Origin of the sequence: Nitrosovibrio sp. Nv17 (assembly GCF_900119085.1) — a bacterium.
In the GTDB taxonomy this organism is placed as follows: Bacteria; Pseudomonadota; Gammaproteobacteria; order Burkholderiales; family Nitrosomonadaceae; genus Nitrosospira.
In genome coordinates this window covers 59,521-79,111 of record NZ_FPIQ01000002.1, presented here as the reverse complement: position 1 = coordinate 79,111, position 19,591 = coordinate 59,521, and the positions used below count along the sequence as shown (strand labels likewise).

Genomic DNA, 19,591 nt, shown 5'->3' with positions numbered 1-19,591 from the left:
CGCGCCACGCGCAAGCGAAACACCTCTGCAGGCGCGTGCGGCACCGTCCTCGGCGATCTCCGACGACCCCGCTTTCGCGCGCCCACAGGCAGACGCGCATCGATACGGGTTGCCGGGCAGACATCCGCCGCCCGGAGGGAGGGCTCATGCGTCCTGATCCCCGTTCGCGCATCCATATCCCTTCCGCTCATAATCACCCCACTTTTTTTCCTTTTGACGCAATGTTTCGCGCCGGTATCCTGTCCGGACTTTTGGCATGACCTGTAATGACAGGATATATTGATGGGCATCTCCCTCATGACAGATCCGTTGATCATTCCGCTCTCTCCCGTTCCCCTCTACACCCAGATCAAGGATTTCCTGCGGCAGCGCATCCTCGAGGGAAGCTACCGGCCCCACCAGCAGCTGCCGTCCGAAAGCGAGATGAGCGCCATTTTCAAGGTGAGCCGGATCACGGTGCGGCAGGCCCTGAGCGACCTGCAGAACGAGGGGCTGATCTTCAGGATTCCCGGAAAGGGCACGTTCGTCGCCAAACCCAAGGTGTTCCAGCACCTGGCCCAGCTGGAAGGCTTCGCCGAGGCCATGCTGCGCATGGGCTACGAAATCTACAACAAGGTCGTCAGCCACAAGTCGATGCCCGCCTCCCCTGCCGTGGCGCACGGGCTGAAGCTGGAGGTGGACACGCCGGTCACGGAAATCAAGCGCGTGCGCCATCTCAATCGCGAACCCCTGTCGCTGGAAATCACCTATCTGCCGGAAGACGTGGGCGAACGCCTGCGCAACATCGACCTGCCGACGCGCGATATCTTCCTCGTGCTGGAGAACGACTTCGGCATCGCGCTGGGCCGCGCCGACCTGCAGATCGACGCCATGCTCGCCGACGAAGAACTGGCCCGGCAGCTGAGCGTGGAGGCGGGTTCGGCGATCCTGCGCATGGAGCGGCTCACCCATACCGCATCCGGCAAGCCGCTGGACTTCGAGTACCTCTACTTCCGCGGGGACGCGTTCCAGTATCGCCTGCAGATATCGCGACAGGGCGCAGACGCGCCCGGGAGGGCGGGCTGATGCGCCGCCCGGAAATTCGTTACCTACGGGGTTCGGGGAGATGCCTCTGATGCGATTGCATACCCATGCCGTGGACGTGCTCGTCGTCGGAGGGGGCACCGCCGGGCCCATGGCGGCCGTCAAGGCGAAGGAAGCCAATCCCGCGCTGAACGTGCTGCTGCTGGAAAAAGCCAACGTGAAGCGCAGCGGCGCGATCTCCATGGGCATGGACGGCCTCAACAACGCGGTGGTACCGGGCCATGCCACTCCGGAGCAGTACGTCAAGGAGATCACGCTGGCCAACGACGGCATCGTGAACCAGAGGACCATCATGGCTTACGCCCGCAACAGCTTCGCCATGATCGAGGAACTGGATCGCTGGGGCGTGAAATTCGAGAAGGACGAGACCGGGGACTATGCCATGCGCAAGGTCCACCACATGGGCACCTACGTGCTGCCCATGCCGGAAGGGCACGACATCAAGCGCGTGCTCTACCGGCGCCTGAAGCGCACCCGCGTCGCCATCACCAACCGGTGGATCGCGACGCGCCTGCTGACAGGCACCGATGGCCGGGTGGCAGGGGCGATGGCGTTCGACTGCCGTACCGGAGACTTCCACATCGTCCGTGCGAAGGCGATCGTCCTCTCCACCGGGGCGGCAGGCAGGCTGGGTCTGCCGGCGTCGGGCTATCTGTTCGGCACCTACGAGAACCCCACCAACGCGGGCGACGGCTACAGCATGGCCTACCACGCCGGAGCCGAGCTGAGCGGCATCGAATGCTTCCAGATCAATCCCCTGATCAAGGACTACAACGGCCCCGCCTGCGCCTACGTCACCGGCCCGCTGGGCGGATATACCACCAACGGCAAGGGCGAGCGCTTCATCGAATGCGACTACTGGAGCGGCCAGATGATGCTGGAATTCTACCGGGAACTGGAGGGAGGCGACGGGCCGGTTTTCCTGAAGCTGGACCACCTTGCGGAAGAAACCATCAGCACCATCGAGACCATCCTGCACACCAACGAGCGCCCCAGCCGCGGCCGCTTCCACAAGGGGCGCGGCACCGACTACCGCACGCACATGGTCGAGATGCACATCTCTGAAATCGGCCTGTGCAGCGGCCACTCGGCCTCGGGAGTATGGGTCGACGAGCATGCCGCCACTACGGTCCCGGGCCTGTATGCGGCGGGAGATCTGGCGTGCGTCCCGCACAACTACATGTTGGGCGCCTTCGTCTACGGCAAGATTGCGGGCGAAAGTGCCGCCCGCCATTGCGGGGCCGTCTCCCTCGCCGAAATCGACCAGGCACAGGTGGAAGCGGAGTCGGCGCGGGTACGGGCGCCTCTGCTGCGCGGCGAGGGCCTGCCCCCCTCCCAGGTGGAATACAAGTTGCGCCGCATGGTCAACGACTACCTGCAGCCGCCCAAGGTGACGCGCAAGATGGAGATCGGCCTGCGCCGCTTCGAGGAGATCCGGCAGGATCTCGACCGGTTGTGGGCGCGTGATCCGCACGAACTGATGCGTGCACTGGAAGTGCACGCCATCCGGGATTGCGCCGAGATGGCGGCGCGCGCCTCCCTGTACCGCGCCGAAAGCCGCTGGGGCCTGTACCACGCGCGCGTGGACCATCCGGCCCGGGACGACCTGAACTGGTTCGTCCACGTTCAGGTCAGAAAGACCGGCGACGGCATGACGTGCTTCAAGCGGCCGATCGAGCCCTACCTCGTCAGCGTGGACGAGCATGAGCAGTCCGCCTACCAGAACACCCGCATTCCCCGCGACAGCCGGAGGCAGTCCGCCCGGGAAACCCACTCCACCTCGACCTAGGAAAGAATCATGCCGACCGCGTTCGTTCCCACCAGCCTGCCCGTACGCATCGACGAGGAACTGTGCATCGCCGACAAGGGCTGCACCGTGTGCGTCGATGTCTGCCCGCTGGACGTGCTGGCCATCGATCTCGCCAAGGGCGCCGCGTACATGAAGTTCGACGAGTGCTGGTACTGCATGCCCTGCGAAAAGGACTGTCCGACGGGCGCGGTGACGGTGGACATCCCCTACCTGCTGCGCTGATCCGATTCCACCCCCCGCGGTGTGCCCACGGTTCCCCGGGGGAATCCCGACATTTGGAGCGAACCATGAACCTACGGAAAACATCCATCGGCCTGGCACTGGGCTTACTCGTCGCCCACGCCGCGCAGGCGGAAACGCTGCGCGTGGCCATCGGCACCCAGGACACCACCATCAATTGCGTGACCGGCGGCGCCCTGATCCGGGAATTGAAGCTGCTGGAGAAGTACCTGCCCCGGGACGGACGCTACAAGGACGTCCGGTACGACATCCAGTGGAAAAACTTCACCTCCGGTGCCCCGCTCACCAACGAGATGGTGGCGGGCAAGCTCGACATCGGCTCCATGGCGGACTTTCCCGGCTCGTTCAACGGCGCGGCCTTCCTCAAGGCCGGCAAGCGCAGCCTCTTCATCAGCGTGCTGTCGGGCAGCACCGCCGGCAGCGGCAATGGCATCGTGGTGCCCAAGGCTTCCCCGGTGCAGTCCCTGTCCGAGCTGAAGGGCAGGACCATCTCCGTTCCTTTCGCCTCGACCGCCCACGGCATGCTGATCCGCGCCATCGCCCGGCAAGGATGGGATCCGGCGCGCGACGTCCACATCGTCACACAGTCGCCCGAAGTGGCGGGTTCCGCGCTCCAGGCCAACAAGATCGATGCGCACGCGGACTTCGTGCCGTTCGCCGAACTGTTTCCCTACCGCGGCTTCGCCCGCAAGATCTACGACGGCTCGCAGGCCAATGCCCCCACCATGCACGGCAGCCTGGTGGACGCCGAGTACGCCCGCAAGTACCCCGAGATCGTCGTCGCCTTCCTGCGCGCGGCGATCGAGGCCGACCGCCTGCTTGCGGCGGAGCCCGAAAAGTACAGCGAACTGGTCGCCAGGGTCACCGGCATCGAGGCGGAGGTAATCTACCTGTTCCATGGCCCGCTGGGCCTGCAGACGCGCGATTTCACCTGGAAGCCCGAGTATCGGGAAGCGGTGAAGACTTCCATCTCGACCCTGCGGCAGCTGAAGCGGACGGAAGCCGAACTGGACGCGGAGCGGTTCATCGACGACCGCTACATCCGCGCCGCCTTCAGGCTGGAAGGCCTCGACTACGACAAGCAACTCGGGAACTACGCCCAATCCCCTCTCGCCGGTATCGACAGCCGCAGTGGCGAGCCCATCGGCGACAGCCGGCGGGTGGCCCAGGTATGGGTCAAGGACGAGCCCAGGGTGCGGCACTACGCGTCCGCCCGATCGGCGCTGGCCGACCTGAACGACCTCGAGCGGGCCGGCCGGCAGGTGCGCGTGGTGTACGTACAGGACAGCCGTAGCGGCATCAAGCTGCTGGCGGGAGATGCCTGGTTCGTCCACGATGGGGATGCCGTCCATGGATTTCTGCTCAAGCAGGATGCGGAATCCTGGGCGCGCACGCACGGCGGCAGGGTACTCGGCTTCGATGCGCTGAAGACCGCTTCCTATGCCTCCGGCGGCAGGGATCCGGTGGAACGGTCGGCTTCGGCCCGCCAGGAATGAGGGAATTCATCATGAGCAGCCTCACCGATACCGCATCCACCGTCTCCGAGCCGGCGGCGGCTTCCCGGCACGACCGGCATCGCGCTCTCCGGCGGGCATCGTCTATCGCCCTGTGCATCCTGGCCTGGCACCTGGCTTCCACCTTCCGCATCGATCTCGGCATCGTAACCTTCCAGAACGTGCCGCCGCCGCTCGAGGTCGTGGCGGCGGCACGGGAGCTGATCGAATCCGGCACCCTGCTGTCCCATCTCACCGCCAGCCTGTCCCGGGTGCTGGGCGGCTACACGGGTGCCGCGGCGGTCGGCGTCGCACTGGGCCTGCTGATCGGCCGCTCGCGCGGGGTCGAGGATGCCCTGCTGCCGCCCCTGGAACTGCTGCGGCCCATCCCGGCGGTCGCCTGGATCCCGCTGGCGATCCTCATGTTTCCGTCGTCCGAGCTGTCGATGGTGTTCATCACATTCACCGGCGCGCTGTTTCCGATCCTGCTCGCCACCATCCACGGCGTGGAAAGCGTGGACTCGCGGCTGATCGCCTCCGCGCGCAGCCTCGGGGCCCGCCGCCACGCCGTGTTCATTGAAGTGGTGCTCCCCGCGGCGGCCCCCGGCATCTTCACCGGCCTGTCGATCGGCATGGGGACGGCGTGGTTCTGCCTGGTGACGGCCGAGATGATCGCGGGACAGTTCGGCATCGGCTACTACACGTGGGCCTCCTACACCATCCAGAACTATCCCGACATCGTGGTGGGCATGCTGCTGATCGGCCTGCTGGGCATGGGAAGCAGCGCCGCCATCCGGAAGCTGGGAAGCGCGCTGATGCCCTGGCAGGCGCTGGAGGCGAAAAAGACATGAGGCCGGCCCCGCACTCCCCTCCCGCGGTGGCGGGCCGGATCGACATCCGCAATCTCTCGATACGGCTGGGCCAAGGCAGACAGGCGTTCGAAGCCGTACAGAACGTGTCGCTCGGCATCGAGCCGGGCGAATTCGTCTGCCTGCTGGGGCCGTCCGGCTGCGGCAAGTCGACGCTGCTGGGAACGCTTGCCGGCCATCTGCAGCCCGGCAGCGGCGATATCCGGGTGGATGCCCTGCCGGTCGAGGGGCCGCACCCGGAACGCGGGCTGGTGTTTCAGCACCATACGCTGTTTCCCTGGCTCAAGGTCGTGGACAATGTCGCGTTCGGGATGAAGATGCGGGGTATCGGCCGGCAGGAACGCTCTCGCGAGGCGCAGCGCCTGCTGGACCGGGTGGGGCTGTCCGAATTCCGGCATCACTACCCCTCCCAGCTGTCGGGAGGCATGCAGCAGCGGGTGGAAATCGCGCGCGTGCTCATCAATCAGCCCAAGGTCATGCTGATGGACGAGCCTTTCGGCGCGCTCGATGCGCAGACCCGCATGATGATGCAGCAGCTGCTGCTGGACATATGGGAGAGCATCCGCACCACCATCGTGTTCATCACGCACGATATCGACGAGGCGCTCTTCCTGGCCGACCGCATCATCGTGATGAGTCCCCGGCCGGGCCGCATCATCGAACAGATCGCCGTCGAGTTCGCGCGCCCCCGGCGGGCGGAATTGATCACCACGGACGGATTCACGCGGCTCAAGCACCGCTGCCTCGAGTTGCTGCATCCGAAATCGAACCATCCTTTGCCGCGGCTCAGCCCGCTGGGCACCGTGCCATGAGCGCACCCTCATCCCCCATGGCGCGCAGCGCGGGCGGGAATCCCGGCGACAGCGCCGAACTCAGGGACATCCAGCTGCGACTGCAGGCGGCGGACAGCGAGGTGCGCCGCGTCGCGCTGCTGGAACTGGCCGACTTCGAAGGCGACGAGCACGTCACCCTCCTCGTCGCCAGTCTCCGGGATCCGGTGGCCTCCATCCGCGCCGAGGCGGCGCGGGCGCTGGGCGCATTCGAGGACGAAATCGGCGTGCCGGCGCTGATCGCCCTGCTTGAGGACGCCGAACCCGAGGTCAGGGAAGCGGCCGCGGCCAGCCTGCACGATCTTAAGGAGCAGGCGTCGGCGCAGTTCATCCTGCCGCACCTGTCCCATCCCCTGGCCCCCGTGCGCGCCGCGCTCTTGCGGGCGCTGCGCGGGCTGCGGCTCCCGGAGAGCGCCGCGCCGGCAATTGCCGCTCTGGCCGACGATGACGCAGCGGTGAGGCGCGAGGCGGTCGCCGTGCTCGGCTACCTCAGGCGGGCGGACGCCCTGGCGCCTCTCGCGGCCCTGGCGGGCGGGGATCCCCACATGGAGGTGCGGCGTGCCGCCATCGGCGCGCTCGGCTTCGCAACCGGCTCCGCGGTGCTTCCGGCGCTGCTGGGGGGATTGTCCGATCCGGCCTGGCAGGTACGGGAAGAGGCGGCAGCGACCCTGGGCAAGCTGCGACAGGGAAGCGCGCTGGAGCACCTGACGAGCAGTGCACTGCAGGATGCCTACTGGCAGGTCCGGCTCGCCGCCGTGCGGGCACTGGGGTTGCTGCGAACTCCGGCCGCGGCCCCTGCGCTGACCGCCGTCCTGGCCCATCCGATCAGCAGCCTGCGCAAGGAAGCCGCGCTGGCGCTGGGGGAAATCGCCACGCATATGTCCCTGCCCGCGCTGGAGCACATCCTGGACGATCCCGATCCGGACGTGCGCAAGGCGGCACGGCTGGCCATGGCGCAGATCCGCGGACGCGATCCGGCGCAGGCAGCGGACGCGCAAGGTTAGCGCCTTCTGCATGCACGCACGGACGCTCTCCCTGCAGCGGCTCAGCGGCATCATGGAAATCACGTGGCAGGACGGCGAACGGCAACGGATCACCCATGCATTCCTGCGGAGCCGATGCCGCTGCACCCGGTGCCTGGCGGTCGAACTGCGGGGAGAGTCCGTTGCTGCACCACCCGAAGGACTGCGCATCATCGACATCCAGCCCGTGGGAGCATATGGCATCCAGATATCCTTCAGCGACGGCCATGATCGGGGCGTCTATCCATGGGCCTACCTGCGGGAACTTGCATCCCTGCCGGAAGCAGACCCGTGAACACGCGTCCGCAAGCGACGAAAGAATATTTTCATCCAGCCCTACAACCCTTCCACGGGTCGTTCCGAAGCAGCGTTACAGCATTCCCGCATCGATCCACATACATGACAAATATTTAATATGAGCATGTAGTCCAGCTCGCGAAGGTCGCGGAAAAATAATTTATTTATCATATAAATGGATGGGCATGAATGGCTCATCCACGTTTGAACTCGCCAAAATTATCTGAAAATATCTTTTATTATCATAATATTATGTTCTTTCAATACTTCATATATGGATAAGCAAATGAAATATTTTCTTTTTACTATTTACAATATGGATCCAATAATGTCCTCCACGAGACACAATATATCTTTGTCATATAATGGAGGATATCATGAGGAAACATATTATTTCAGCATTATTCATATCGTGCATCCTGTCCCTGGCGGCTCATGCCAGGGATACAAAAAATGATGGAAAAATCGATGCCGTTCCGCAGCGTCCCGTCATCGATCTGTACGTGGATACGGACACCAAGCAGATCTACGCCGAACCCGGCGCCGGGCGGGTGGGCCTGGGATCCTTCCAGAAGGTCGACGATGCGCCTGCACCTGTGCCCACCACCACGCCTGCCCCGGTCGTCGCCGCGGACGGCCCGCCCGTACCCGCCTCCGGGGATGCCGGCACGGCCGCAACGCCATCGCCGGAGCAGCCCTCCGGGGAAGCGGATACCGGCCTGGCATACTCCAGCTGGGAAAAGAAGGATCCGTTCAAGTTCAACCTCAACGCCGACGGCAGCCAGTACATCAAGTTCGGGCATCTGAACCAACTCTGGCTGCGGTACGAGCAGAACAATCCCGGTTCCATCGCAGCCGACCGCGCCGTGGACGACACCACCGACATCGGCCTGCGCCGGACCCGCTTCGTGCTGCAAGGCCAGCTGACCGACCGCATCTACTTCTATACCCAGTACGGCATGAACAACTTCAACTTCCTGTCGCAGACGAACGGCAACCGCCGCATCGCATCCTACTTCCACGACGCCTTCGGCGAACTGCGCCTGACCCGCGGCCACCAGGCCATCGTGGGCGGGGGGCTGACCATCGCCAACGGACTTTCCCGCTTCAGCAATCCCAGCGGGGCGACCATCATGACGCTGGACCTGCCCATCTTCGCGCAGGCCACAGTGGACCAGACGGACCTGTTCAGCAGGAAGCTCAGCGTCTACATGAGGGGGCAGATCGGCAGGCTCAACTACCGCATCATCGCGAGCGACCCCTTTCCCATGTCGACCAGCGGGCAGCCTTTGGCTCCCATCTCCCCCGACCACGCGACCTTCGCCGTCAACACCCACACCAAGCAGTACCAGGGATTGTTCATCTGGAATTTCTGGGACACGGAGCCCATGACCAACACCTTCATGCAGGGGACCTACCTGGGAAAGCGTAGCGTGCTGAATCTCGAGGCGGGCTTCATCACCCAGAAGAACGCGACCTGGACCGGCACCCTGGCGCAGCCGCGCTACCACGACCTGAACCTGTGGTCGGTCGCCGCCTACCTGGACGCTCCGCTGGACAAGATCAGGGAGACGGCGGTCTCCGCGTACGTCGGCTACTTCGACCTGGACTACGGCCCGGGATACCTGCGCAACAACGGCGTGATGAATACCGCCAACGCCGTCGATCCCGCACGCGCGAGCATCAACGGACCCGGCAACGCCTACCCCATGTTCGGCACCGGCAGTGTCTGGTACGGCCAGCTCGGCTACCTCATGAGCAAGGACCTGCTCGGGTCGAACAACGGGCAGCTGATGCCCTACGTGTCCATCATGAGCGCGGACTACGATCGCCTGCACGACCGCATGAACGTGTTCAACGCCGGAATCAACTGGCTCATCAAGGGCCACAACAGCAAGATCACCTTCGACTACCAGAATCGGCCGGTCTTCAATCTCGACGCGTCCGGCAACATCGTCCAGACGTCCAGCAGGAACCAGTTCCTGCTACAGTATCAGATTGCATTCTGAGGCCGTCACGCTGCCATGATCTCCCTCGATCCGACCCGTCCATCCATCGATTTTTCCGTGTCCTCCATCGACGTGGCGCGCGGACTGATCGGCGCCATCCTGCTGCTGGACGGCGTGGGCGGGCGGATCGTGGAGACCGAGGCCTACGACCAGGACGACCCCGCCTCACACAGCTTCGGCGGCCCGACGTCCCGCAACCGGGTGATGTTCGGCCCGCCCTGCCGCGCCTACGTCTACCGCTCGTACGGCATCCACTGGTGTTTCAACATCGTCTGTGGCCCTGCGGGACGTGGTGCGGGTGTCCTGATCCGCGCCATCGAGCCGCTGGACGGACTGGACGCCATGCGCACGCGGCGCGGGCTCGAAGCCGCGCGCCTGCTGTGCGCCGGGCCCGGCCGCCTTTGCCAGGCGCTCGGGATCACCATGGAGCACAGCGGCATGGACGTGGCCGCTGCACCCTTCCGCCTCATCCTTCCCACGAGGCAGGAACGCCCTCTCGTGGTATCGGGGCCGCGCATCGGCATCTCGCGGGCGATGGAGGCGCCATGGCGCTTCGGACTCGCGGGCTCTCCCTACCTGAGCCGCCCGTTTCGCCGAGATCCGGCCGCCGCCGCCGGCATTCACCGGTAGAATACGCCTGAGCGGACGGCATGACCGTCCTGCCTCGCCTGATCGACCCCTTGCCTGGAGACATGCCGACCATGCGTCACCTATCCGCCAAACTGGGCTGGCTCGCCTTCTCGATCCTCGGTGCCTGCGCGCTCGCCGTCGTCGCGCTGCAGCACGGCGAACCCATCGGCGCCATCTGGATCGTCATCGCCACCGTATGCGTCTACACCATCGCCTACCGCTTCTACAGCCGCTTCATCGCCCGCCGCGTGCTAGGGCTGGACGCCACCCGCATGACGCCTGCCCACAAGTTCAACGACGGCCTGGACTACGTGCCCACCAACCGCTACGTGCTGTTCGGGCACCACTTCGCCGCGATCGCGGGGGCAGGCCCGCTGGTGGGGCCGATCCTGGCCGCGCAGATGGGCTACATGCCCGGCATGCTGTGGCTGCTGGCGGGCGTCGTCTTCGCTGGGGCAGTGCAGGATTTCATCGTGCTGTTCATCTCCACGCGGCGCGACGGCCGTTCGCTGGGAGACCTGATCAAGTCGGAACTGGGACAGGTGCCCGGCATGATCGCCCTCTTCGGCACCTTCTTCATCATGCTGATCCTGCTGGCGGTGCTGGCGCTGATCGTGGTCAAGGCGCTGGCGGAATCTCCCTGGGGCACCTTCACCGTGGCCGCCACCATCCCCATCGCCTTGCTCATGGGCGTCTACGCGCGCTTCATCCGGCCGGGCGCCATCGGCGAGGTCTCGCTGATGGGGTTCGCCCTGCTGATGCTCTCCATCGTCGCAGGACAGTACGTCCAGGAGATTCCCTCGATGGCCGCGCTGTTCACCCTGACAGGCGAGCAACTGACCTGGATGCTGATCGGCTACGGCTTCGTCGCCTCGGTGCTGCCGGTGTGGCTGTTGCTGGCGCCGCGCGACTATCTCTCCACCTTCCTCAAGATCGGCACCATCGTTGGCCTCGCGCTCGGCGTCATCCTCGTCTCGCCCACCCTCAAGATGCCGGCGTTCACCCAGTTCACGGACGGCTCGGGCCCGGTGTGGTCGGGCAGCCTGTTCCCCTTCCTCTTCATCACCATCGCCTGCGGGGCGGTATCCGGCTTCCATTCGCTCATCGCATCCGGCACCACGCCCAAGATGATCCGCAACGAGGGTGACGCCCGCTTCATCGGCTACGGCGCCATGCTGATGGAATCCTTCGTCGCCATCATGGCGCTGGTGGCCGCCTCCACCATCGAGCCCGGCGTCTACTTCGCCATGAACAGCCCGGCCGCGCTCCTCGGCACCACGGCCGAGTCCGCCGCGCAGGCGATCGCGCAGTGGGGGTTCCACGTCACGCCCGAGATGATCGTCCAGACCGCACAGGACGTCGGCGAGCGCACCGTCATCTCGCGCACCGGCGGCGCGCCGACACTGGCGGTGGGCATGGCGCAGATCCTGTCGGACGCGATCGGTGGGCGCACCCTCATGGCGTTCTGGTACCACTTCGCCATCCTGTTCGAAGCGCTCTTCATCCTGACGGCGGTCGACGCCGGCACGCGCGCGGGCCGCTTCATGCTGCAGGATCTGCTCGGCAGCTTCGTGCCCTGGATGGGGCGCACCGACTCCACTCTCGCCAGCCTGCTCGCCACCGCCGTATGCGTCGCGGGGTGGGGCTACTTCCTGTACCAGGGGGTGGTCGATCCCCTGGGCGGCATCAATACCCTGTGGCCGCTGTTCGGCATCTCCAATCAGATGCTGGCAGGCATCGCGCTGATCCTCTGCACCTGCGTGCTGTTCAAGATGAAGCGCGACCGCTATGCCTGGGTCACGCTCGTTCCCGCCACGTGGGTGATGGTCTGTACCCAGACCGCCGCGTGGCAGAAGATCTTCGACGCCAATCCACGCATCGGCTTCCTCGCGCACGCCGACAAGTATCGCGAGGCGCTGGCAGAGGGCCTGCTCCTGGCACCGGCCCAATCCGCCGAGCAGATGCGACAGGTCGTCTTCAACGACTATGTCAATGCCTCGCTTGCGGGCCTGTTCATGCTGGTGCTGGCGAGCATGCTGCTGTTCGGCCTGCGCACCGCGCTGCGGGCCCGCAGGACCGACCGGGTCACCACCCGGGAGGCACCGTTCCAGCCGCTGCCCGCCGATGCGGCTGCCGGGCACTGAAGGAGAAATGATCATGCGCAAGAACATCGACCTCGTGGCGACGGCGGTACGGCGCCTGCGGCAGGGCATGCGGCTGATGGTGGGTGTGCCCCGCTACGACGCCTACGTCGAACACATGCGGACCACCCACCCCGACCGGCCCGTCATGTCATACCCGGAATTCTTCCGGGAGCGCCAGGAGGCACGCTACAACGGCAAGGTTGGCCGCTGCTGCTGACGCCTCACCCTGCCTTGCGAAAGGTGAGGCTGATGCGGCAGGCACCGGCCCAGGGATGGCGTCCTTCCCGGATCGGCAACACCCCGTGGAAGCGCAGCCTCGCCGGGCCGCCCCACACGGTGACGTCGCCGTGCACCAGAGAAACGCGCAGCGGCCGGTCGCTCCGTTGCGCGCCGCCCCAGAGGAAGACGGCCGGTAGGCCTAGGGACACCGACACGATGGGCGACTGGAAGTCGCGCTCGTTCTTGTCCTGATGCAGCGTCAGGCGCGCGCCGACCTCGTAGCGGTTGATGAGGCAGGTATCCGGCTGGTAGCCGTCGAAGCCGGCGACAGCAGCGGCCTCCCGCGCCAGTTCCAGGAATACCGCGGGCATGCCGGGCCAGGGCCCGCCGCTTTCGGGGTTGGCAGCGTCATAGCGGTATCCCCGGTGATCCGACACCCAGCCGCAGGTGCCACAACTGGTCGACGCCACCGACATGCGCAGCCCGCCGGGTGTGGCCATGTGGCGGAACGGCGCAGCGGCGGCCACATCCCGCAGCGCCTCCCATACCGCGGCCTGGCTCGGCAGGGCGAAGCCGCGCAGCACGGTGGCGCCGGGGCTCAGTGCCATCCGTGCCGGCCCGGAGCTATTGGTCGGCACGTCGCCGAACAGGTCGGGCGTCGCGTCATCCATGCCGTGAGAAAATGCCGGTTCCGGGCTGGCCGCGTCGCCAGGCGGTCAAGCCATCGTACGCGAGGCCTTCCTGCGCTCGTGCTCCAGCAGCAGGCGCTTGCGGATGCGCAGCGTCCTGGGGGTGATCTCCACCAGTTCGTCGTCGGCGATGAACTCGATCGCGGACTCCAGGGTAAGCTGGATCGGGGGCGTGAGGGTCACGGCCTCGTCCGAGCCCGAGGCACGGATGTTGGTGAGCTGCTTCCCCTTGATGGGATTGACCACCAGGTCGTTGTCGCGGCTGTGGATGCCGATCACCATGCCCTCGTACAGGCGGTCGCCCGGTGAAACGAACATGCGCCCGCGCTCCTGCAGCTTCCACAGCGCATACGCCACGGCCTCGCCCTGCTCGGCCGACACCAGCACGCCGTTGCGGCGCGCCGCAATGTCCTGCCGCATGGGCGCGAATTCGTCGAACACGTGGCTCATGAGCCCCGTGCCGCGCGTCAGGGTCAGGAAGTCCGACTGGAAGCCGATCAGTCCGCGCGCGGGGATGCGGTAGTCCAGGCGCACCCGTCCCCGTCCGTCGGAAATCATGTCCTGCAGGTCGCCGCGGCGGACCCCCAGCGCCTCCATCACCGCGCCCTGGTGCGCCTCCTCGACGTCCACGGTGAGCGCCTCGAACGGTTCGCAGCGCACGCCGTCCACCTCGCGCACCACCACCCGCGGGCGCGACACCGCCAGCTCGTAGCCCTCGCGCCGCATGTTCTCCAGCAGGATGGTCAGGTGCAGCTCGCCGCGCCCGGAAACGAGGAAGGAATCGGTGTCGCCGGTCTCCTCCAACCGCATCGCGACGTTGGTGAGCAGCTCCTTCTCGAGGCGCTCGCGCAGTTGCCGGCTGGTAACGAACTTGCCTTCCTGCCCCGCGAAGGGCGAGGTATTGACCTGGAAGGTCATGGCCAGCGTCGGCTCGTCCACCCTCGGCATCGGCAGCGCTTCGGGATGCTCGACGTCGGCCAGCGTGGTGCCGATGCCCAGCGCCTCGATGCCGTTGATGGAGACGATGTCTCCCGCCAGGGCCTCCTCCATCTGCACCCGCTCGATGCCGCGGAACCCCAGCACCTGGTTGACCCTGGCCTTCTTCGGCGCGGCATCCCCCGTCAGCACCAGCACGTCCTGCCCCAACCGGATGCGGCCGCGCGCGACGCGGCCGATGCCGATGCGGCCGACGAAACTGGAGTAGTCCAGCGCGCTGATCTGCAGCTGCAGCGGCCCCTCGGGGTCGCCCTCGGGCGCCGGCACGTGCGCCAGGATGGCGTCGAACAGCGGACGCATGTCGCCCTGCGACTGCTTCAGGTCCAGCGTGGCATAGCCGTTGAGCGCAGAGGCGTAGACCACGGGAAAGTCCAGCTGCGCCTCGTTTGCCCCCAGCTTGTCGAACAGATCGAAAGTGTGGTTCACCACCCAGTCGGGACGCGCCCCCGGCCGATCCACCTTGTTGACGACGACAATGGGGCGCAGTCCCAGCGCCAGCGCCTTCCTGGTGACGAAGCGCGTCTGCGGCATGGGACCCTCGACCGCGTCCACCAGCAGCAACACGCCGTCCACCATCGACAACACCCGCTCCACCTCGCCGCCGAAGTCGGCGTGGCCGGGAGTGTCCACGATATTGATGTGCACCCCTGCGTAGTCGACGGCGCAGTTCTTCGCCAGAATGGTGATCCCGCGTTCGCGCTCGATGTCGCTGGAATCCATCACCCGCTCCGCGACGTGCTGGTGCGCGGCGAAGGAACCCGCCTGATGCAGCAGCTTGTCCACCAGCGTGGTCTTGCCGTGGTCGACGTGCGCAATGATGGCGATGTTGCGGATGGGTCGCGACATGGAGGTTTCCGGTTGGAGGAGCCAGGGTGCCAGAAAGAGGGCGAATTGTATCAGGTCGCGGTGAAATCCGCCTGCACGCGGAGCCAGACACGGCCTGTACGAGCCCGGATGTGCACCGCGCTGCCCCACCAGCGCCGTGCGTTGACCGGTGGCCGGGATCCATGCTCTAATTGCGCCTCCCGCAGTGCGGGCGCCGATGTTCGGTGCCCGGCCTCCATGGGGCGGTTAACTCAGCGGTAGAGTGCCACCTTCACACGGTGGAAGCCACTGGTTCGATCCCAGTACCGCCCACCATCAGTCAACCCAGAGATCAGTCAATCCAAAGAAGTGCACATACGGGGCGAGGATGCACTCGTCAAAGCCCGCAAAGCGCCGCTCGTGCCTGGGGATCAGGAGGGTGCAAAGCTGCCCACCCTTGGAAATGGCGCCGTTGCGCTCTTTGCCCTGTTCGGGCGGCTTCCCCCCGCCTGCCGATAGCCCAGGTTCAGTTCGACACTCACGGCCCGCCTTGTTGAACGCCAGTATCAAATCCTGCATCTTGCCTGGCGTCGGCCCCTTGCTCAATTCGGCAATCGGCTCTGCCGGCAGTTCCGGCAGCGCCCCCCCGGCATCCACCTGCAAGGCTGCGGTACGTCCCTTCTTCATCGGCATATCCATGTGATGGTCCATCCCTCATGATATGCCTCACCCAGAATTTATGGATGGGTCCTTGCTGGAATACAAAACCGGTGACGATCCGGCTCGCATTTTTTCAGCAATCGACCCAGCTTCGAACGATTGATTGTCGCTTTTTTCTTCGACCGGAAATTACACACTGCATAGAGCAGGCCTGGATGCACCAAAAGTGCAAATGTCATCAAACGATGAGCATATCCCTGTCGGAGTTGCGCCTGACCTGATCCAACAGCGCCGTTACCTAAAATATGCAGATTTGTTATTGACTTCCGGATTGTTTGACAGGTTTTTGAGTATCTGATATTTTGCAATTTGATGAAAACGATAGTTTTTTGTTGTTATATATATCTAAATTATAACCAAAAAAGGGGAATACTGCCATGAGTGGCTATAACGCTGTACTAGCGAGAAATACGGGTCGCGCTCCAAAGGGTATAGGTCCATGTTCACAAACTGTAGCTTTCTCTCATTACAATAATCTTTCGGCTCAATTACCTATCGATCCGGAATCCGGTGAAATAGTAGCGGGTGGTGTAAAAGAGCAGGCTGGACAGTGCTTCAGAAATATCAAGGCAATTGTAGAAAGCATCGATCATGCCATGAGCGATGTCATTAGAATCACGGTATTCGTCAAGAATATCTCGGATGTTGACGCTGTAGACGAAGTCTATAAAACATTCTTCCCGACCTATGTTCCTACAAGGACGACCGTCGCAGTTGCAGGTTTACCTCTGGATGCTTTGGTGCAAGTTGAAGCACTTGTTTCAAACGGTGTAGGTTCAATTCCAAACGCACCGCAGGCAGGCGACCTCATAAAGCTTACAAATAACACGGAAAATGCACCAAGAGATTCTCTATCTACCCAAGCGGTGGCTTTTTCTCACTACAATAATCTTTCGGCTCAATTACCTATCGATCCAAAATCCGGAATTATTGTAGCGGGCGGTGTAAAGGAACAGGCTGGACAGTGCTTGAGAAACATCAAGGCAATTCTGGAAAGCATCGACGTTCCTTTTGACGATATTGTCAGAATCACCATATTCCTTAAGAATCTCTCGGATATTGACGCCGTAAACGAGGTTTATACGACATTCTTCCCAGACTCGGGCATCGCCAGGACCGCAGGCTATTTTCCTGCGCGGACAATAGTCGCAGTTGCGGCCTTACCCATGCATGCCTTGGTGCAAATTGAGGCAGTTGTATCGCACGGAGACGGCACACCCCCACAAACTGTTGAAGACAGGCATGGACTCATCATAGAAGCAAACAATACGGAAAACGCACCAAAAAGTTCCCTATCTACACAAACCGTAGCTTTTTCTCACTACAATCATATTTCAGCTCAATTAGGGATCGATCCAAGATCCGGTGAAATAGTAGCGGGTGGTGTAAAGGAGCAAGCTGGACAGTGCTTGAAAAATATCAAGGCAATTCTGGAAAGTATCGACCACCGGATGGCCGATGTAGTTAAAATAAATATTGCCCTTAAAAACATCGCCGATATTGATGCTGTAGACGAGGCTTACACAATATTCTTCCCAGGTGGTGTTCCTGCACGAAGGATAGTTGGCGTATCGGCTTTGCCTGATGATGCTTTGATCCAGATCGATGCAGTTGTTGCAAACGAAGAAGGAACGCCTCCAAAAGCATAATGGGCATTTGTTTGTAAATACGGGACTATCGAATTACTTGTCAATGCCGACGGCGAATGCGAAATCGCCTTTCCTGATCATATAAAAGGGAGCTGAGAATATTTTTAGCTTCCTTTTATATCCTCTCAGGACCTCTCAGGACTTTGAATACTCCTGATCTGTGACGTCCCCGACTCTGCCGGGATTCAAAGTGGAATCCAGCCGCTTCTGATGCCCCGTCAGTTCTTCCACCGCTCTTGTACGACAGATGCATGGCTCCTACAATGGATCCCCTCACGGATCCATCACGCAAAGGTGTCCCATGCCGCAATTCATCCCCGCCTGGCTGCTGCCGATACTCCTGCTCTGCGTCTCGAACGTGTTCATGACCTTCGCCTGGTACGGTCACCTCAAGTTCGAGCACAAGCCCCTGTGGCTGGTGATCGCCGCAAGCTGGGGAATCGCGTTCTTCGAATACTGCCTGGCCGTGCCTGCGAACCGCTACGGCGCGCATGTCTATACCGTGGCCGAGCTGAAGACGATGCAGGAAGTGATCACGCTCACCGTGTTCGCCGCCTTCTCGATCCTCTATCTGGGGGAGAAGGTGACCCTCGACCACGTGATCGGCTTCGCCCTCATCTGCGCCGGCGCCTTCTTCGTCTTCAGGGCGCCGCTGGGCGGGTGAATGCGAGAAAGCCACGGGCGCTGGTTCTCGTGTCCCCTCACAGACCCGCTTTTCGAAGAATCTCGCTGGGCGCGACCCCAAGCTGATCAGCGATTTTGATGAGATTGATGATGGTCAGATTATGTTCACCGCGCTCGATACCTCCCATGTATGAACGATCGAGAAGCGCACGGTTTGCCAAACCTTCCTGAGAAATATCCTGACGGGCCCGAATCGCGCGTATAGCAATCCCGAGTTTCACTAGCACTGGATTGCCGGCATGTTTTGCTGAGGGTTTCGCCATCCATCAATACTGCAGGCTTGACGGATTTAAAACCACGGGATAAGATACCCAGAACGGATAACCTCAGGGTATAAATGCAGCTCCAATGAAAAATTAAGGCACCATTTCACTATTTTTCGGGAAATAGAAATATACGGCGGTCAGTTTTCCAGTGATTCACGCCCACTCTCGTTCAGATTCCAAACAGAATGCAATCTTTTGAGGAGACGACAATGAACAAACAGTATAGCTTCAGAAATTTTTGTGCCGGTCTGTTCGTGGCAGCCAGCATGATTTGTGCGCCTACCGTCCAGGCCGCTTTGCAGGATCTCGGCAATGGGATCATCCTGGATACCGATCTGGGAATCGAGTGGCTTGCCGATGCCAATTACTCGAGGACCTCCGGATACAATACCACCGGCGTCATGACCTGGAACGCCGCAAATAAATGGGTGGATCAGCTGAACGTAGGCGGCTACAATGACTGGCGCCTTCCGACCACCGACGAGTTCTCGCACCTGTTCTACGACGAACTGGATGGAGTGGGGTCTTGGAGTATTTATGCCATCCACAACAATACCAACTTCGCGCTTTTCAAAAATATTCAAAATGACTTATACTGGACAGATACACCGGCGAATGATGCCGGCAAACAATTGATATTTAATTTTAATGGCGGCTATAGTATTACTGCCAGTGAGAGCGCTGGTCTTTATGCAACAGCAGTAAGAGCCGTCACCGCCGTGCCGGAACCCGAAGCCTATGCCATGCTTCTGGGTGGCCTGGGGCTGATGGGTTTCATGGCGCGGCGCAGAAAAATCTCCTTCCGCTAGCCCGACGGGGATTTCGGTCCCCGTTTATCATTCAGCCTCTGCGTGCGGCGACCCGGCCGCCACCGGCCAGGTCGCCGCACGCTGGGGAATCGCGTTCTTCGAATACTGCCTGGCCGTGCCCGCGAACCGCTACGGCGCGCACGTCTATACCGTGGCCGAGCTGAAGACGATGCAGGAGGTGATCACGCTCACCGTCTTTGCCATTTTCTCGATACGCTACCTCGGGGAGAAGATAACCCTCGACCACGTGATCGGCTTCGCCCTCATCTGCGCCGGCGCGTTCTTCGTCTTCAGGGGGCCGCTGGGCGGGTGAACGCCGGAGGGTCGC

20 protein-coding genes and 1 tRNA gene are annotated in these 19,591 nt (G+C 62.8%); 17 read left to right on the top strand and 4 right to left on the bottom strand.

What is annotated here, in order from left to right; genetic code table 11:
- Window positions 1-282 precede the first annotated feature (282 nt).
- The 12 genes from BT108_RS02110 to BT108_RS02055 all read left to right on the top strand — a co-directional run bounded on the left by BT108_RS02110 (window position 283) and on the right by BT108_RS02055 (window position 12,644).
- Window positions 283-1,065 (top strand): GntR family transcriptional regulator, encoded by a 783-nt coding sequence (locus tag BT108_RS02110; RefSeq protein WP_255369572.1) that lies wholly within the window; start codon window positions 283-285, stop codon window positions 1,063-1,065.
- A 49-nt stretch (window positions 1,066-1,114) separates the two neighbouring features.
- Window positions 1,115-2,872 (top strand): fumarate reductase/succinate dehydrogenase flavoprotein subunit, encoded by a 1,758-nt coding sequence (locus tag BT108_RS02105; RefSeq protein WP_072292999.1) that lies wholly within the window; start codon window positions 1,115-1,117, stop codon window positions 2,870-2,872.
- A gap of 9 nt (window positions 2,873-2,881) precedes the next feature.
- Entirely contained in the window at window positions 2,882-3,115 is a 234-nt protein-coding gene (locus tag BT108_RS02100; RefSeq protein ID WP_072292893.1) for a 4Fe-4S dicluster domain-containing protein, read from the top strand.
- A gap of 65 nt (window positions 3,116-3,180) precedes the next feature.
- Complete coding sequence (locus BT108_RS02095) at window positions 3,181-4,629, top strand: ABC transporter substrate-binding protein (protein WP_072292892.1); 1,449 nt, start codon at window positions 3,181-3,183, stop codon at window positions 4,627-4,629.
- Between the two features lie 11 nt (window positions 4,630-4,640).
- On the top strand, window positions 4,641-5,477 hold the full coding sequence (locus BT108_RS02090; RefSeq protein ID WP_072292998.1) for an ABC transporter permease: 837 nt from the start codon (window positions 4,641-4,643) through the stop codon (window positions 5,475-5,477).
- Window positions 5,474-6,307 carry an ABC transporter ATP-binding protein gene (locus tag BT108_RS02085; RefSeq protein WP_072292891.1) on the top strand — a complete coding sequence of 278 codons (834 nt, stop codon included), beginning with the start codon at window positions 5,474-5,476 and terminating at the stop codon, window positions 6,305-6,307. Before BT108_RS02090 ends, BT108_RS02085 begins: the two co-directional genes overlap by 4 nt.
- Window positions 6,304-7,329: a HEAT repeat domain-containing protein gene (locus tag BT108_RS02080; protein WP_083566102.1), complete on the top strand. Its 1,026-nt coding sequence runs from the start codon at window positions 6,304-6,306 to the stop codon at window positions 7,327-7,329. The genes BT108_RS02085 and BT108_RS02080 overlap by 4 nt, the downstream gene beginning before the upstream one ends.
- Window positions 7,330-7,339: 10 nt before the next feature.
- A complete protein-coding gene (locus tag BT108_RS02075) occupies window positions 7,340-7,642 on the top strand; it encodes a DUF971 domain-containing protein (protein ID WP_072292889.1) in 303 nt (100 codons plus the stop codon).
- 379 nt (window positions 7,643-8,021) lie between these two features.
- Window positions 8,022-9,653 carry a porin family protein gene (locus tag BT108_RS02070; RefSeq protein ID WP_072292997.1) on the top strand — a complete coding sequence of 544 codons (1,632 nt, stop codon included), beginning with the start codon at window positions 8,022-8,024 and terminating at the stop codon, window positions 9,651-9,653.
- A 15-nt stretch (window positions 9,654-9,668) separates the two neighbouring features.
- Window positions 9,669-10,283: a DNA-3-methyladenine glycosylase gene (locus tag BT108_RS02065; RefSeq protein ID WP_072292888.1), complete on the top strand. Its 615-nt coding sequence runs from the start codon at window positions 9,669-9,671 to the stop codon at window positions 10,281-10,283.
- 71 nt (window positions 10,284-10,354) lie between these two features.
- Window positions 10,355-12,427 carry a carbon starvation CstA family protein gene (locus BT108_RS02060; protein ID WP_072292996.1) on the top strand — a complete coding sequence of 691 codons (2,073 nt, stop codon included), beginning with the start codon at window positions 10,355-10,357 and terminating at the stop codon, window positions 12,425-12,427.
- A gap of 13 nt (window positions 12,428-12,440) precedes the next feature.
- Window positions 12,441-12,644 (top strand): YbdD/YjiX family protein, encoded by a 204-nt coding sequence (locus tag BT108_RS02055; protein WP_072292995.1) that lies wholly within the window; start codon window positions 12,441-12,443, stop codon window positions 12,642-12,644.
- Window positions 12,645-12,648: 4 nt separating this feature from the next.
- Here BT108_RS02055 and alkB read toward each other — a convergent pair whose 3' ends face one another.
- Window positions 12,649-13,317: a DNA oxidative demethylase AlkB gene (gene alkB, locus BT108_RS02050; RefSeq protein WP_072292887.1), complete on the bottom strand. Its 669-nt coding sequence runs from the start codon at window positions 13,315-13,317 to the stop codon at window positions 12,649-12,651.
- Window positions 13,318-13,362: 45 nt separating this feature from the next.
- Window positions 13,363-15,177, bottom strand: a complete 1,815-nt coding sequence (gene typA / locus BT108_RS02045; protein WP_072292886.1) for a translational GTPase TypA — start codon at window positions 15,175-15,177, stop codon at window positions 13,363-13,365.
- 219 nt (window positions 15,178-15,396) lie between these two features.
- Between typA and BT108_RS02040 the strand changes: the two genes are divergently transcribed.
- Window positions 15,397-15,471, top strand: a tRNA-Val gene (locus BT108_RS02040).
- On the opposite strand, the gene BT108_RS02035 is transcribed toward BT108_RS02040, so the two are convergent.
- Complete coding sequence (locus BT108_RS02035; RefSeq protein ID WP_143142349.1) at window positions 15,472-15,834, bottom strand: hypothetical protein; 363 nt, start codon at window positions 15,832-15,834, stop codon at window positions 15,472-15,474. It abuts the tRNA gene before it with no gap.
- 398 nt (window positions 15,835-16,232) lie between these two features.
- On the opposite strand from BT108_RS02035, the gene BT108_RS02030 reads away from it, so the two are divergent.
- Together BT108_RS02030 and BT108_RS02025 are read left to right on the top strand one after the other, a co-directional pair.
- Window positions 16,233-17,504 carry a RidA family protein gene (locus BT108_RS02030; RefSeq protein WP_072292884.1) on the top strand — a complete coding sequence of 424 codons (1,272 nt, stop codon included), beginning with the start codon at window positions 16,233-16,235 and terminating at the stop codon, window positions 17,502-17,504.
- 301 nt (window positions 17,505-17,805) lie between these two features.
- Window positions 17,806-18,168: a DMT family protein gene (locus BT108_RS02025; protein ID WP_072292883.1), complete on the top strand. Its 363-nt coding sequence runs from the start codon at window positions 17,806-17,808 to the stop codon at window positions 18,166-18,168.
- A 37-nt stretch (window positions 18,169-18,205) separates the two neighbouring features.
- Here the strand turns inward: BT108_RS02025 and BT108_RS02020 are convergent, their stop codons facing one another.
- A complete protein-coding gene (locus tag BT108_RS02020; protein ID WP_072292882.1) occupies window positions 18,206-18,451 on the bottom strand; it encodes a helix-turn-helix domain-containing protein in 246 nt (81 codons plus the stop codon).
- 212 nt (window positions 18,452-18,663) lie between these two features.
- On the opposite strand from BT108_RS02020, the gene BT108_RS02015 reads away from it, so the two are divergent.
- Together BT108_RS02015 and BT108_RS02005 are read left to right on the top strand one after the other, a co-directional pair.
- Window positions 18,664-19,263, top strand: a complete 600-nt coding sequence (locus BT108_RS02015; RefSeq protein WP_255369571.1) for an Lcl C-terminal domain-containing protein — start codon at window positions 18,664-18,666, stop codon at window positions 19,261-19,263.
- A gap of 10 nt (window positions 19,264-19,273) precedes the next feature.
- Window positions 19,274-19,576: a DMT family protein gene (locus BT108_RS02005; RefSeq protein ID WP_072292881.1), complete on the top strand. Its 303-nt coding sequence runs from the start codon at window positions 19,274-19,276 to the stop codon at window positions 19,574-19,576.
- Window positions 19,577-19,591 lie beyond the last annotated feature (15 nt).